Source organism: Candidatus Mycoplasma mahonii, from assembly GCF_030550815.1.
GTDB classification, from domain to species: domain Bacteria; phylum Bacillota_I; class Bacilli_A; order Mycoplasmatales; family Metamycoplasmataceae; genus Mycoplasma_O; species Mycoplasma_O mahonii.
In genome coordinates this window covers 488366-502678 of record NZ_CP114583.1, presented here as the reverse complement: position 1 = coordinate 502678, position 14313 = coordinate 488366, and the positions used below count along the sequence as shown (strand labels likewise).

General features: G+C 32.2%; 24 protein-coding genes. All 24 read left to right on the top strand.

Translation table 4 applies throughout. The annotated features are described in order from the left end of the window. The first annotated feature begins 31 nt into the window (after positions 1-31). The 24 genes from rplB (at position 32) to O3I44_RS02380 (ending at position 14292) form a co-directional block, all read left to right on the top strand. Positions 32-874 carry a 50S ribosomal protein L2 gene (rplB, locus tag O3I44_RS02495; RefSeq protein WP_303716805.1) on the top strand — a complete coding sequence of 281 codons (843 nt, stop codon included), beginning with the start codon at positions 32-34 and terminating at the stop codon, positions 872-874. After that, positions 874-1149: a 30S ribosomal protein S19 gene (gene rpsS, locus O3I44_RS02490; protein ID WP_303716803.1), complete on the top strand. Its 276-nt coding sequence runs from the start codon at positions 874-876 to the stop codon at positions 1147-1149. Before rplB ends, rpsS begins: the two co-directional genes overlap by 1 nt. Continuing rightward, on the top strand, positions 1149-1484 hold the full coding sequence (gene rplV / locus O3I44_RS02485; RefSeq protein ID WP_303716801.1) for a 50S ribosomal protein L22: 336 nt from the start codon (positions 1149-1151) through the stop codon (positions 1482-1484). The genes rpsS and rplV overlap by 1 nt, the downstream gene beginning before the upstream one ends. A 10-nt stretch (positions 1485-1494) precedes the next feature. Then, on the top strand, positions 1495-2169 hold the full coding sequence (rpsC, locus tag O3I44_RS02480) for a 30S ribosomal protein S3 (RefSeq protein ID WP_303716783.1): 675 nt from the start codon (positions 1495-1497) through the stop codon (positions 2167-2169). Further along, positions 2147-2563, top strand: a complete 417-nt coding sequence (gene rplP, locus O3I44_RS02475; RefSeq protein ID WP_303716782.1) for a 50S ribosomal protein L16 — start codon at positions 2147-2149, stop codon at positions 2561-2563. Before rpsC ends, rplP begins: the two co-directional genes overlap by 23 nt. A gap of 5 nt (positions 2564-2568) precedes the next feature. Next, on the top strand, positions 2569-2796 hold the full coding sequence (gene rpmC, locus O3I44_RS02470; protein WP_303716780.1) for a 50S ribosomal protein L29: 228 nt from the start codon (positions 2569-2571) through the stop codon (positions 2794-2796). Further along, entirely contained in the window at positions 2796-3062 is a 267-nt protein-coding gene (rpsQ, locus tag O3I44_RS02465) for a 30S ribosomal protein S17 (RefSeq protein WP_444542271.1), read from the top strand. The genes rpmC and rpsQ overlap by 1 nt, the downstream gene beginning before the upstream one ends. Further along, positions 3062-3430, top strand: a complete 369-nt coding sequence (rplN, locus tag O3I44_RS02460) for a 50S ribosomal protein L14 (RefSeq protein ID WP_303716778.1) — start codon at positions 3062-3064, stop codon at positions 3428-3430. Before rpsQ ends, rplN begins: the two co-directional genes overlap by 1 nt. 11 nt (positions 3431-3441) lie before the next feature. Further along, a complete protein-coding gene (rplX, locus tag O3I44_RS02455) occupies positions 3442-3942 on the top strand; it encodes a 50S ribosomal protein L24 (RefSeq protein ID WP_303716776.1) in 501 nt (166 codons plus the stop codon). A 10-nt stretch (positions 3943-3952) separates the two neighbouring features. After that, positions 3953-4510: a 50S ribosomal protein L5 gene (gene rplE / locus O3I44_RS02450; protein WP_303716774.1), complete on the top strand. Its 558-nt coding sequence runs from the start codon at positions 3953-3955 to the stop codon at positions 4508-4510. Further along, positions 4510-4695 (top strand): type Z 30S ribosomal protein S14, encoded by a 186-nt coding sequence (locus O3I44_RS02445; protein WP_303716772.1) that lies wholly within the window; start codon positions 4510-4512, stop codon positions 4693-4695. Before rplE ends, O3I44_RS02445 begins: the two co-directional genes overlap by 1 nt. An 8-nt stretch (positions 4696-4703) precedes the next feature. Next, on the top strand, positions 4704-5096 hold the full coding sequence (rpsH, locus tag O3I44_RS02440; protein ID WP_444542274.1) for a 30S ribosomal protein S8: 393 nt from the start codon (positions 4704-4706) through the stop codon (positions 5094-5096). 9 nt (positions 5097-5105) lie between these two features. Further along, positions 5106-5645, top strand: a complete 540-nt coding sequence (gene rplF / locus O3I44_RS02435) for a 50S ribosomal protein L6 (RefSeq protein ID WP_303716769.1) — start codon at positions 5106-5108, stop codon at positions 5643-5645. A gap of 15 nt (positions 5646-5660) precedes the next feature. After that, complete coding sequence (gene rplR, locus O3I44_RS02430) at positions 5661-6014, top strand: 50S ribosomal protein L18 (protein ID WP_303716767.1); 354 nt, start codon at positions 5661-5663, stop codon at positions 6012-6014. Further along, positions 6014-6712, top strand: a complete 699-nt coding sequence (rpsE, locus tag O3I44_RS02425; RefSeq protein WP_444542270.1) for a 30S ribosomal protein S5 — start codon at positions 6014-6016, stop codon at positions 6710-6712. Before rplR ends, rpsE begins: the two co-directional genes overlap by 1 nt. Before the next feature lie 8 nt (positions 6713-6720). Beyond that, positions 6721-7155, top strand: coding sequence for a 50S ribosomal protein L15 (gene rplO / locus O3I44_RS02420; protein WP_303716765.1), 435 nt, complete (start codon positions 6721-6723; stop codon positions 7153-7155). Positions 7156-7243: 88 nt separating this feature from the next. Next, a complete protein-coding gene (gene secY / locus O3I44_RS02415) occupies positions 7244-8758 on the top strand; it encodes a preprotein translocase subunit SecY (RefSeq protein WP_303716763.1) in 1515 nt (504 codons plus the stop codon). After that, positions 8752-9297: an adenylate kinase family protein gene (locus tag O3I44_RS02410; RefSeq protein WP_303716761.1), complete on the top strand. Its 546-nt coding sequence runs from the start codon at positions 8752-8754 to the stop codon at positions 9295-9297. Before secY ends, O3I44_RS02410 begins: the two co-directional genes overlap by 7 nt. A gap of 1 nt (position 9298) precedes the next feature. Then, a complete protein-coding gene (gene map, locus O3I44_RS02405; protein ID WP_303716759.1) occupies positions 9299-10048 on the top strand; it encodes a type I methionyl aminopeptidase in 750 nt (249 codons plus the stop codon). 1 nt (position 10049) lies between these two features. Continuing rightward, positions 10050-10262, top strand: coding sequence for a translation initiation factor IF-1 (infA, locus tag O3I44_RS02400; RefSeq protein ID WP_303716757.1), 213 nt, complete (start codon positions 10050-10052; stop codon positions 10260-10262). A gap of 100 nt (positions 10263-10362) precedes the next feature. After that, entirely contained in the window at positions 10363-11391 is a 1029-nt protein-coding gene (locus tag O3I44_RS02395) for an ABC transporter ATP-binding protein (protein ID WP_303716755.1), read from the top strand. Further along, complete coding sequence (locus O3I44_RS02390; RefSeq protein WP_303716753.1) at positions 11391-12896, top strand: ABC transporter permease; 1506 nt, start codon at positions 11391-11393, stop codon at positions 12894-12896. The genes O3I44_RS02395 and O3I44_RS02390 overlap by 1 nt, the downstream gene beginning before the upstream one ends. Positions 12897-12925: 29 nt before the next feature. Continuing rightward, positions 12926-13360 carry an NfeD family protein gene (locus O3I44_RS02385; RefSeq protein WP_303716751.1) on the top strand — a complete coding sequence of 145 codons (435 nt, stop codon included), beginning with the start codon at positions 12926-12928 and terminating at the stop codon, positions 13358-13360. Beyond that, positions 13360-14292 (top strand): SPFH domain-containing protein, encoded by a 933-nt coding sequence (locus O3I44_RS02380; protein ID WP_303716749.1) that lies wholly within the window; start codon positions 13360-13362, stop codon positions 14290-14292. The genes O3I44_RS02385 and O3I44_RS02380 overlap by 1 nt, the downstream gene beginning before the upstream one ends. Positions 14293-14313: the final 21 nt, after the last annotated feature.

Below are 14313 nucleotides of genomic sequence, written 5' to 3'. Positions count from 1 at the left end.
CAGATATACTTATATAGAATAGGAGTCAGCAATGGCAATCAAAAAATATAAAGCAATCACAAACGGTTTGCGTCACATGACTTCTTTAGATTACAAGAAGAATCTATCAGGACATGATCCGGAAAAGTCATTACTTGTAAATCTCAAGAAGCATGCGGGGCGTAATAATTCAGGATCAATCACTGTCAGGCATAAAGGTGGGGGAGTTAAGAAAAAATATAGAATTATTGACTTTAAACGTAATAAAGATGGTATTCCGGGAATAGTTAAAACTATTGAATATGATCCCAATAGATCAGCAAATATTTCTCTAATTGTGTATAAGGATGGGGGGAAAAGATATATTATTGCTCCAAAAAATCTTGAAACTGGAACCGAAATTATTTCAGGCCCTAATGTTGATATTAAAGTTGGTAATGCATTACCACTTGAAAATATCCCTGAAGGTACAATAGTTCACAATGTAGAGATGAAACCGGGAGCCGGAGGTCAAATTGCTAGGTCAGCTGGAACATCAGTTCAAATTCTTGGTAAAGATGATGGTGGTAAATATGTTGTTATCAAATTAAGATCTGGAGAAGTTAGAAGAATTTTATCAAGATGTAAGGCAACAATTGGAATTGTTGGTAATGAAGAACATGGTCTTGTTAATTGAGGAAAAGCTGGAAGAAATAGACATAAAGGTATTAGACCTACTGTCCGTGGTTCTGTTATGAACCCGGTGGATCACCCCCATGGTGGTGGTGAAGGTAAACAACCTATTGGTAGAAAAGCACCTGTTACTCCATGAGGTAAAAAAGCTCTTGGGGTAAAAACAAGGCGTAAGAAAAAAGCATCAACTAAATTAATAGTTAGAAGAAGGGGTAAAAAATAATGGCAAGATCACTTAAAAAAGGTCCATTTGTTGATGGGCATCTAATGAAAAAAGTAGAAGCTATCATTAATGATAGTGCTCCTAAGAAACCTATTAAAACATGATCTAGAAGATCAACAATATTTCCTCAATTTATTGGACTAAAATTCCAAGTACATAATGGAAGAGCATTTATCAATGTTTTTGTCACAGAAGATATGGTTGGACATAAACTTGGTGAATTCTCACCTACAAGAAAATTTAATGGACACGGTAATGATAAAGGACGTAAATAATGGCACAGGCACATGCAAGTATTAAATTACAAAGAGTCTCTGCTCGCAAAGCAAGATTAGTTGCTGACTTATTTAGAGAACAAAATGTATCAGATGCATTAGCGACTCTTAAAAATACACCAAAGAAATCAACTGTATTATTTATCAAGTTACTAAATTCTGCTATTGCAAACGGAGTTAATAATCATGGAATGAATGCCGAAAAGTTATTTGTTTCAAAAGTTGTTGTTAATGAAGGACCGACATTAAAAAGATTTCAACCAAGATCACAAGGTAGAGCATATTCAATATTCAAAAGGACTTCACACTTATTAGTGGAAGTATCAGAAAGGTAGGGAGAAATATATGGGACAAAAAGTTAATCCAAATGGTTTCCGTTTCGGAATCACTAAGAAGCATAATTCAACTTGATTTGCTGATAAATACAACTTCGCTACATTACTTTTAGAAGATCAAAAAATTAGAGAATATATTGAACCTTTTACAAGACAATATGCAATTGGTCAAATTGAAATTTCAAGAAATCAAGCAAATGATGTAATGGTAATAATTCACTCTGCCAAACCAGGTGTAATTCTTGGTGAAGGTGGAAAGAATCTGGAAACATTTAAAAAAGCAGTTCAGAAACACACTAGAAATAAACAACTTAAATTGTCTATAAGTGTCATAGCTATTGAAAGACCAGAATTAAATGCTAGATTAGCTGCTGAAGATATAGCAATTAAATTAGAAAATCGTGGTTCATTTAGGGCTGCACAAAAATGATCAATCAGATCTGCTTTAAAAGCTGGAGCTAAAGGCATTAAAACCCAAGTTTCAGGAAGACTTAACGGTGCTGATATGGCTCGTTCTGAAGGATATACAGAAGGTGAAATGAAACTTCATACTTTAAGACAAGATGTTGATTTTGCAAAAGCAACAGCAAAAACTACTTATGGAGCTATTGGTATTAAAGTTTGAATTTCTAAAGGTGAAATTCTTGATGGAGGTAATAAAAATGTTGCAACCAAAAAAAACTAAATATAGAAAACCACACAATATCTATCATGATACAAAGAAAGCTACTAAAGGAAATCTAGTTTCATTTGGTGACTATGGATTGCAAGCCAAAACTTCCGCTTGAGTTACTGCAAGACAAATTGAATCAGCGCGTATTGCAGCAACAAGAAGAATGGGTCGTGAAGGTAAAGTTATTATTAGAATTTTCCCTCACTTATCTAAAACTTCTAAACCAATTGGTGTACGTATGGGTAAAGGAAAAGGTAATCCTGAAGAATGGGTAGCAGTTGTAAGGGTTGATACAATGTTATTTGAATTATCTGGTGTTACTGAAGAAGTGGCAAAAGATGCATTAAGACTTTGTGGTCACAAATTACCTGTTAAAACCAGAATTGTAAAAAGAGGTGAGGAATAATGTTAATGAAGGATTTACAAACAAAGTCAGTAAAAGAACTTAATGAAACAATTGAAAATTTAAGATCACAATTATTCATGCTTAGATTTCAAAATTCAACTGGACAATTAGACCAACCACATAAGATTTCTTTAGTTAAAAAAGATATTGCAAGAGTATTTTCAGCAATTAAAGTTGTTGAAGCTAAAAAAACTGTAGAAAAAGTAAAAAAAGTTGCAAAAGGGGATAAATAATGGAAAGAACATCGAGAAAAATACTTACTGGTAAAGTAGTGTCAACTAAAAACGCTAAGACCATTAATGTTGCTGTTGAAACATATATTAAACATCCCTTATATGGAAAAAGATTCTTGTCAACAAAGAAATTTGCTGCACATGATGAAAAAGAAATTGCAAATGATGGTGATGTTGTTCAAATTGCTGAAACAAGACCATTATCAGCCTCCAAAAGATTCAGATTTGTCAAAGTTGTTAAATCTGCTGTCAAAGGAGATGAATAATGTTACGAGAAATGTCAAGAGCGAAAGTTGCTGATAATTCTGGTGCTAAAGAAGTAGGAGTCATTAGAAATATTGGCGGTTCTGTAAAAAAATCTTCTGGAATTGGCGATATTATTGTATGTTCAGTTAAAAAAGCAATTCCTAATGGGATCGTCAAAGAAGGACAAGTGGTAAGAGCTGTTGTTGTTAGAACTAAGTATGGAACAAAAAGAAAAGACGGATCTTATATTAGGTTTGATGATAATGCAGTTGTGATTATTGATGAGAAAGGACTACCAAAAGGTACACGTGTTTTTGGGCCTATCGCCCGTGAACTAAGATCAAAAGGATATAATAAAATTCTTTCTCTTGCACCTGAGGTATTATAGAAAGGTTACTTATGGCGAAACAAAAAATTCAAAAAAATGTTGAAGTTGAAGTAATCGCAGGTTCTCATAAAGGAGCAACTGGCAAAATATTATCAATTTCTAAAGACAAGCAAAAGGTGATTGTTGATAAAGTTAATATTGTTAAAAAACATAATAAACCAACACAACAAAACCCTGATGGTGGTATTCAAGAGCTTGAAGCACCAATTCATATCTCTAATGTAAAGATATCTTCCAAAAAATCCAAAAAGGATAAAAAAGACAGTAAAAAGAAATCATCTACTAAAGTAGTTCTTGAAAAAGAAAATAAAAAAGAAGTACCAAAACCAGCAACTAAAGAACTAGTTAAACCAGCAGCTAAAAAAGTAGTTAAACCAGTAGTTAAAAAAGTAGTTAAAAAAGTAGTTAAACCAGTAGTTAAAAAAGTAGTTAAACCAGTAGTTAAAAAAGTAGTTAAACCAGTAGCTAAAGAAGTAGTTAAACCAACAACAAAAAAAGAAGAAAGTAAATAGGAGGGATTTTATGACTAACTTACAAGAAAAATATAATGCGGAAATAAAAGACGCTCTTCAAAAGAAATTTAACTACAAATCAAATATGCAAATTCCGAAACTAGAAAAAATTATACTTAATATGACAGCTGGTAATGAAGTAACCAATTCTAAAGCTATTGAAGAAGTAGCAAATGAATTAACAATTATTTCGGGTCAAAAACCAATTGAAACAAAAGCCAGGAAATCTCTTGCATCCTGAAAACTAAGGGAAGGCATGCCGATGGGTTCAAAGGTTACATTAAGAAGAGACAATATGTATTCATTTTTTGAAAAACTAATTGATGTTGCTATTCCAAGAATTAGAGACTTTAGAGGTGTAAATCCGAAAGCATTTGATGGTAGAGGTAATTTCTCACTTGGCATAAAAGAACAAATAGTTTTTCCAGAAATAAGATTCGATAAAATAAGAAAAATTAAAGGTCTTGATGTTATTGTTGTTACATCAGCAAAAACTGACGACGAAGCTAGAGAGTTATTAACTTTACTAGGTATGCCGTTTAAAGATACTGGAAAGAAGGATAATTAATGGCTAAAAAATCATTGAAAGTTAAACAAAGAAGAGAACCTAAGTTTTCATCAAGAAGCTATACAAGATGTGAATTATGTGGAAGATCACACTCAGTCATGAGAAAATTCAAAATCTGTCGTATTTGCTTTAGAGAACTAGCTCACAAGGGTCAAATCCCTGGTGTTAAGAAAGCGAGTTGATAATTATGGGTATTATTACTGATCCAATAGCAGATATGCTTGTAAGAATCAAGAATGCTAACCAAAGAAAACATAGAACAGTTGAAATGCCTCATTCTAATAAGAAAGAAGTTATTGCAGTTCTATTAAAATCTGAGGGATTCATTATTGATCATAAGACACTTGGTAAAGGTGTTGCTAAAAAAATAGTGATTACACTCAAGTATAAAGGCTCTCAAAGAGCCATTACTGGTGTTAAAAGAATTTCTAAACCTGGATTGAAAGTTTATTCTCAAGCTACAGATATACCGCAAGTATTATCTGGCTTCGGAACAGCTATTATCTCTACATCACAAGGTGTGATGACTGATAGAGCAGCTAGAAAGGCGAATGTCGGCGGTGAAGTTATCGCTTACGTTTGATAGGGTCTTTCTATGTCAAGAGTTGGAAATAGAGTCTTAACCCTTCCTGAAGGGGTAACAATTATTATCTCTAGTTCAAATGTTGAGGTTAAAGGTAAAAATGGTTCACTAACAAGAGAATTTTCGCCCTTAATATCAATTGAAGAAAAAGATGGTAAGATTATTACAGCAAGAGCAAATGAAGAAAAACATACAAAACAACTTCACGGAACAACAAATTCATTATTAAATTCAATGATTATTGGTGTTTCTGAAGGATTTAAAAAAGAAATAGAAATTAAAGGTGTTGGTTATAAAGCGATCCTTAAAGGAAAACAAATTGAAATAAATGTTGGATATTCGCATCCATATTTATTAGATATTCCCGAAACTGTAAAAGTTAAATTACCAAAACCAACAGAAATCACAATTACTGGGCCTGATAAACAAATGGTTGGTCAAATGGCAGCTATCATAAGAGATGTCAGAAGACCTTCGCCATATTCAGGTAAGGGAATTATGTACAAAGGTGAGATTATTAGACGTAAAGAAGGAAAGGCTGCCGCTAAATAGCGGTTAAGGTAAACTATGGCAAATATATCAAGAACAAAACACAGAAAACAAAAACATCTTAAAATCAGAACTAAGATTTCTGGTACAGCAATCAAACCAAGGTTAAACGTCTTTAAATCTAATAAGAACATTGAAGCACAATTAATTGACGATGTTGCTGGAATTACTTTAGTTCATGCTTCATCAGTTGTACTAAAGTTAGAAAAGGGTGGAAATATTGATGCTGCAACTCAAGTTGGTAAAGCAATGGGTAAAAAAATTATAGCTGCAGGGATTAAAGAATTAATTTTCGATAGATCAGGTTATATCTATCATGGTAGAATTAAAGCTCTTGCTGATGCAGTTAGGGAAGAAGGGGTGAAATTTTAATGTCAGAAGATAACAAAAAAAATGAAACTACAGAAATAGTACAAGAAACAAAACCTGAAGTTAAAGTGGAAGTTCCTAAAACAGAGGATCCTAAAATTGAAACTAAAACTACTGAAGAAGTAGTTGCAGCTCCTAAGGTCACACCAACTACTCCAGTTAAAAAACAAGTTTATAGAAAACCACAAAGAAACAATAATCGTAGAAGACAACGTAGAAATACCGAGTTTGAAGAAACTGTTATTGATATTGCTCGTGTGACAACTGTTGTTAAAGGTGGACGTAGGTTCTCTTTCTCAGCTTTTGTTGTTGTGGGTAATAAAAAAGGTAAAGTTGGATGAGGGCATGGTAAAGCTAAAGAAGTTCCTGATGCTATTAAAAAAGCCATTAAAGATTCAAAAAACCACATGATCGTTACACCAATTATTGATAAAAGAACTGTACCTCATCAACAAATAGGTAAATTCTTATCATCAGAAATACTTGTTAAACCAGCACCAAAAGGTAAAGGAGTTATCGCTTCAGGTGCAATTCGTTCTGTGGTTGAATTAGCTGGATATCATGATATCTATACAAAATCTCTTGGTTCTAGAACTAAAACCAATTCTGTTAAAGCTGTTATTAATGCTTTATCACAATTGAGAACCATTGAAGAAATTGCTAAATTAAGAGATATTAAAGTGGAAGATATTAGAGGTTAGGAGATAATATGAAATTACATGAATTAAAACATAATGAGGGTGCTAGAAAAGACAAACACAGAAAAGGTAGAGGGCATGCAGCTGGTAAAGGTAAGCAAGCCGGTCTTGGTCAATCAGGGCAAAATAAACGTGGAGGAACTAGACCAGGATTTGAGGGTGGACAAAACCCATGGTTTAGAAGACTCCCTAAACGTGGATTTAACAACATTAATGCGGTTACTTATCAAGTTGTTGCATTAGAAACACTTAATACAAAGTTTAAAGATGGGGATGTTGTGACAATTGAAGCTTTAAATAAAGCCGGAATTACCAACAGAAACCTACCAATAAAAATTCTTTCTAAAGGTAAGTTGGTTAAAAAACTAAATGTTCAAGTTAACGCAGCTTCAAAGAGTGCTCAAGAGGCAATTGTTAAAGCTGGCGGAGAATTTAAAGTAATCTAAAAAATAACATTCAATATCTTAATAAACAAGATATTTTTTTAGCATTTTTTATATCTAATTATTGCTAATAGTTTATAATTAGAACCATATGAGTAACAAAGATGATAATTGATTTGACACTACACCTGAAGAAAATAAGATAAAACCTGTTAAAAGAAGAAGAGGCAGTCGCTTTTATTTTAGTAAAATGAAATTTAAACTTAATAATAAATTCACAAGACCATTTATTAATGCTTATGGAGTAATAGCTTCATCAACTACAAAAGCACTTGGGATATTATTGCGTAAATTGAACGACAAGCCATTATTAAAAAAGATTTTATATACCCTGATAATTATCCTTATTTTCAGAATAGCGGCTACTATTACTATCCCTGGTATTACTATTCAACAAAATATAGGACAAAACCCTGCTTCATTAATTGGGATCATGGACATGATGGGCGGAGGGGCTCTTAGAAATTTTTCTATTGTGGCGCTAGGGATTTCTCCCTATATTACTGCATCTATTATTATGCAAATGCTACAGTCAGAGGTTTTTCCTCCCTTGTATAGATTATCACAAACTGGACCAGCCGGGAAAAGAAAAATCAATATTATTACAAGAATTGCGACTTTAGTTTTTGCCTTTATTCAAGCTATTACAGTCATTCAAACGGTTTCAACATTTGCCACAATCGCACCATCATTAAATACACAATGATTTAAATTTTTTGTTTTACCTGTTATTCTAATTGCTGGATCTATGTTTGCTTTATTCCTGGGTGAGCAAATTACCAATAATGGTGTCGGTAATGGTACTTCCCTGATTATTTTTTCAGGAATAGCATCTGCAATGCCTGCTAAGTTTAGAAATGCATATTTAGAATTGGTTGGATCTGGAGATGCCACTTCAGCTTTTACAGGTATTATTAACTTTATTATTTATATCGGTTTCTTTCTTTTCATTATTTTCATTATTTCGTATTTCTACAAAGCAGAGCGCCATATACCAATTCAACAAACTGGTTCTGGCATGTCAAAAGATGTCAAACAAATGTCCAGGCTACCAATTAAATTAAATCCGGCAGGAGTTATGCCCGTTATTTTTGCTCTTACAATCACTATGATTCCGTTAACTATTGCTCAGTTCTTAGACAAACAAAATCTATCTCGTCAATGAATTCAAGAAAATATGAGTTTAACATCCCCCCTTGGTCTTATTATATTTGTGTCAGTTATTTTCCTCTTTACAGTTGTTATGGCCCTTGTAACATTTAATCCAAACAGAGTTGCTGATAACTTTAAAAAGAACGGAACATTTATCCCAGGAATCCGTCCAGGAATTGAAACTGAAGACTACTTAAGTGGAATTATTATTAGACTGGCTATCTTTTCATCATTCTATCTTTCAATTATTTCTGCACTACAATATGTCGAACAAATCATTGGTTTGTCAAGAGGGATCACCTTTAGTGGCACATCATTAATTATCATGGTGTCTGTAGCAATTGAAACTATGGGACAATTAAAAGCAAGACATCAATCAGTTAAGATTTCAAAAGCCAGATGAAATAGTGTTAAATCAAATAATACAAGTTCTACAAAAGGGTTATTATGATAAAAAATTATATATTTTTAGGTCCACCAGGAGTTGGGAAAGGCACATTAGCTATCATGCTTGAAAAAAATAAGGGCACCGTCCATATTTCCACAGGAGCAATCTTTCGTGATGCCGTTAAAAATAAGACGCCCATTGGTGTAAAAGTTGCTAAAATTTTAAGTGATGGAGAATATGTACCAGATGAAATTACTAATGAAATAGTTAAAAATAGATTGATGCAAGAGGATGTTATTAAAAATGGATTTGCATTAGATGGTTATCCAAGAACTTTAAATCAAGCTAAATTTCTCAAGGAAAATAAAGTAATTGTGAATGCTGTTATTTTACTAGCAGCATCAGATAAAGTTGTTATGGAAAGATTATTGAGTCGCAAAAGAGGTGATGATGATCCCGGCATTATTAAAGTTAGAATAGATGTTTATAGTAAAAAAACAAAACCATTAATTGATTATTATCGTGATGAAAAAATTTTAATTGAGGTTGATGCTGAAGGTGATATTGCTCAGAATTATGAAAATATGAGAAAGATAGTAGATTAGTATGATAAGCATTAAAACAAAAAACGAAATTGAATTAATGAGAATTTCCGGAAAAATATTGGCAAATACAAAACAAGAAATTTGGGATGCTATTAAGCCAGGTGTGACAACCAACGAGCTTGATAAGATTGCTTTTAATTCAATCAAAAAACAAGGCGCAAAACCAGCTTTTTTAGGCTATGGAGGTTTCCCTAAAACTGTTTGTATTTCAATTAACGAGGAGTTGATTCATGGCATCCCATCTGATCGTAAATTAAAAGAAGGCGATGTGGTATCTATTGATTTAGGTGCTATCTGAAAAGGCTATTATTCCGATTCGTGCTTTAGTAGAGGAGTGGGTAAAATAAGTTCGCAAGATAAAAAATTATTAGAAATAGCAAAAGATGCTTTTTATGCAGGAGTAAATGCCATTAAGCCTGGTGCTAGAGTTGGTGATGTTGAATTTGCAATTGGTAAATTCATTACTAAAAAAGGCTATTTCACACCAAATAATTACACTGGTCATGGAATCGGGACCAAATTACATGAAGACCCAACAATTCACAACACGGGCATAAAAGGCACAGGACCACTCCTTAAAAATGGAATGGTTATTTGTATAGAACCAATGATTTTGCAAAATAGTAATCAAAGTTATATACTTGAAGATGGCTGAACGATAGTTTCGGCTGATGGTAGCAATACATCTCACTATGAGCACACTATTCTAATTGAAGATGGATTACCAGTTCTATTAACGGAAGGAATATAACATGGCAAAAGATGCAATTAAAATGGTTGGAACCGTTATTAAGGCACATACAACTAGAGAATATGCTGTCGAGTTAGAAAACGGGGTTATTATTAGGGGTATTATCTCTGGAAAAATGGCAAAATTTAGAATTAAAATTTTACCCGGAGATAAAGTGGACTTGGAAATTTCTCCCTATGATTTAAAAATTGGCAGAATCACATATAGACACTAGTTTTGACAATAAAGTCAAATATCAGTTCACTTTCATTAGTAGTTTTTCCTATTTTTAAAAAATTAATACTAAAAGAATCATTTAATATATAATTTTTGTTATGAAAAGAGCACACAAGAAAGTTCAAAAAGTAGAAATTAGAAATGAAAATCTCAGCAATATAGCTATTGATGTTAAAGGATTTTCTAAAATGTATCGAGGAAATAATAACTATGCAGTTAGGAATGCATCGTTTCAAGTAAAAAAAGGAGAATTTCATGGTTTTATTGGCGCCAATGGTGCTGGTAAAACTACAACAATAAAATCTTTGATTGGTGCATATGCTAATTTTAGTGGAAAAATTACTATTTTTGGTCAAAAACACACATCATTAAGTGCTAAAAAGAGAATGGGTTATATACCGGAAATGGCGACATTTCCCAAGACACTAAATACACTTCAATACATCACTCAAATGGCTCATCTTGCCGGAATATCTTTGAAAGAATCAAAGAAATATGCTATTGATGCTCTAAGTGATATTGGTCTAAGTGCTATCATGAGAAGAAAACCCAGTACTTTTTCATCAGGGCAAAAGAAAAAGGTTTTATTAGCCCAAGCCCTTGTTAATAAGCCTGATGTCATTATTATGGATGAACCTGCTGCTAATTTAGACCCCCAGGCGAGGAGTGAGTTCTTTCATACATTAAAGGCACTTCAAAAAAGAGAGGTTGCCATTTTCATTTCATCACATATCTTGTCAGAATTAGATCAATTTATTGATTCAGTGACAATTATTGATGGAGGATCCATTGTTTATTCAGGCACAAAAGCGAATTTGACACAAGGTGATAATTTATCATTTGTTGTTGTACCAGAATCACCAAAAGACAATATTAAACTTGAAAAAATTGCAAAACTTTTAAAGTTAGAGACAAAGACAGTTACAAATGGTGAAGGTATTATTATAGATGTCAAAAATGACATACAACAATGAACTATTATGAAAAACATCATAAAAGAAAAAATAAAACTTAAGAAATTTGCATCTAATGTTATGACACTCCAAGAATCTTATGATTTTTATGTAAAAAAAGGCTCTGTTGACACTCAACCTAAAAATCTTAATGTAGAAAGAGGGAGTGAATAATGTTTAGATATGTTTACTTCTTAAATCGTACAATGATTAAGAAAAAAAGTCTTTGGATAACAACGATTGTTGGCCTTTTAGCATTTTCTATATTAGCATATATGGAAATTAAATCTGCTAATAATGTTTCTTATAATCAAATATTAGGAAGTGCTAAGGTTAACAATTGACTAACATTTGATTATTTTATTCCCTTTTTATTTGGAACATTAGTAACTGCATTCATTGTTATTCATTGCTTTAAAGATGGAGAATCCGATGGAACTGAATTAATTATTGTTGCTAAGCCACTAACAAGATCTCAAATTATTTTTGGTAAATTTATTTCCACGTTGGGAGCGTTAGTAATATATCATATTTTATGTTTGATAGTTTATATGATTATTGGAAGTTTTGATCAAGTAGCCACACCTAATGAAAAAATAACTTTTGCATTCTCTTTTGCGATTGGTGGTTTTATAGTACAACTTTTTGTGGTTGGAATCATTACGTTGTTAGCATCATTATTTGAAAAAGTTGGGACATTAGTTACAGCAATCTTGTTTGCAGCCGTTTTGCCAATCGCTTCATTTATAATCGCCCCTCTTACAGGTGCATATGGCACATCAGATTACACACATAGTGCCAAACATCCGACTAATATTATTAAAAGTTATGTCAAAGAGACAGGGAAATTTATAACCGTCCCAGTTAATATAATTGATACAAATGATTTAGAAGGTATGGATAATGCTGAAAAAAAGAATAAATATAAAACAATTTCTAAATTTGACCCATGATATCAATGAGGCAGATTTTACAATGTGTTTATTAACGCACCGAAAGTCAAAAATGTTGGCATGGCTGGTAATATGAAAAATGATCATGCTAAAAAACTTGAATTAATGAATGATCCTAAATATTCAGACATTAAGATCATTGATGTAGTTATTGATAATGAACTCCAAGAATTTATTTTAGTAAGAGGTGATATAGAACATTACAATGAAAATGGTACTGAATTTATTCCACCCACTCATAATTCTTTATCAATTAAAAAATATGCTGATAATTTCATGTCTTTAAACTGAATTGATTTATTAAAAGAATCAAATATCCAAGATAATTTCCTTGAAAGGTATGCAAATATTGAAAAAAATGATTTTATAACTGAGTTTAATAGAACAAGTTGATCTCAAAGAATTGAATTATTAGGCTGATGATTTAGAACAAACTATAAATCTAATGCTAATATGGTTAATCCACAAAACGAAATGTCTATTTTAATATTACAACATATTACTAATGATTGGATAGATCAAGCTGGTAATAAAACTGTGATTGGTAATTTTGACACAGAAGCTAGAGTAAAATACTTAAATAACATTCGAAAAGCAAACAATCTTTATGAATTAGAAACAACAGACTATATGAAAACATCAACGGTTGTCATTATTTGATCAATCATTGGGGTCATATTACTAGGCCTATCTTCATGAGTTTATGCTAAACGTGATTTCAAGTAATGAGTATATAATGTAATTAGGAGGTTCATATGGAAATAGCGATGTATATTATATGAGCAATTATTGCAATAGTTGCCATTACAATTGAATTACACACAATTGCGCAAGTAGGATGAGCTACTGCCATTGGTGCCATCGGCGGAATAATAGCTCATGCCATCACAAAAGGTGATCCATTGTGGGTTGAATTTGTGGTATTTGGGTTTTTATGAATCATATCTTGAGTAATATTATTTATCTTAATTAAGAAAATAAGGCGTATAATCCACGATAAGGAAGACGGATATCTTAATTACATTGGTGGTACTTATGATGCTACTAAGGATAATTCGCAGGGATATGGCGAAATAACAATTAGTGATAAAGTATTTAGGTTCACTTCCAAAGACAAAGTAAGTACTGGAGACACCATTAAAGTTATTCAAATTATGGGTGTCACATTTATCGTTGAAAGGATTAAATAATGATTATAGGTATAATAGTCGGAATAATTGCCTTAATAGTATTGGTATTTGTTATTTCAGGAATTAAAATTGTTCCTCAAACAAATGTTTATGTTATTGAAAGGATGGGGTCATTTAAGAGGATTTTAACAAACGGAATTAATTTCATTATTCCCTTAATTGATAAAGTCGTTTTAAAAGAAACAATTAAAGAAAGAGTACTGGATTTTCCGGCACAAGATGTTATTACAAAAGATAATGTTACAATGAAAATTGACACAGTTGTCTATATGCAAATTACAGATCCTAAACTATTTGCTTATGGTGTAGAAAAACCGTTATTTGCTGTAGAAAATATGACAGCTACAACATTGAGAAATTTAATTGGAGATTTAGAATTAGACCAAACTCTAACTTCTAGAGATTCAGTTAATGAAAAACTAAGATTAATTTTAGATGGAGCAACTGACCCATGAGGAATCAAAGTTTTAAGAGTAGAACTTAAAAATATTCTTCCTCCAGAAGATATTAGAAAAGCCATGGAAAAACAAATGCGTGCCGAAAGAGAAAAACGTCAACAAATTCTTGTTGCTGAAGGAACAAGAGCTTCTGATATCTTAGTTGCTGAAGGTCAAAAAGCATCCAATATCTTGAAAGCAGAAGGAACAATGGAAGCCATTAATTTAATTAATTCATCCAATCCTTCGCGTGAAGCATTAATTCTTAAATCATATGAAGCATTAATGGAAGTTTCTAAAGGTGAAGCTACAACCATTCTATTGCCAACAGATCTAACTGATACTGCTGCATTAGCAGCTACATTTGGAGCTGTATCTTCAAAAACAAAAAAAACAGCAAGTAAAACTCCTAAGGCAAGACCAACAACAGCTGGCAGATCTAAATCCTTACAAAACTTAATAGATGAAGTAAAAAAAGACATTACAACGAAATAAAATCTAAACTATTAAATCAAC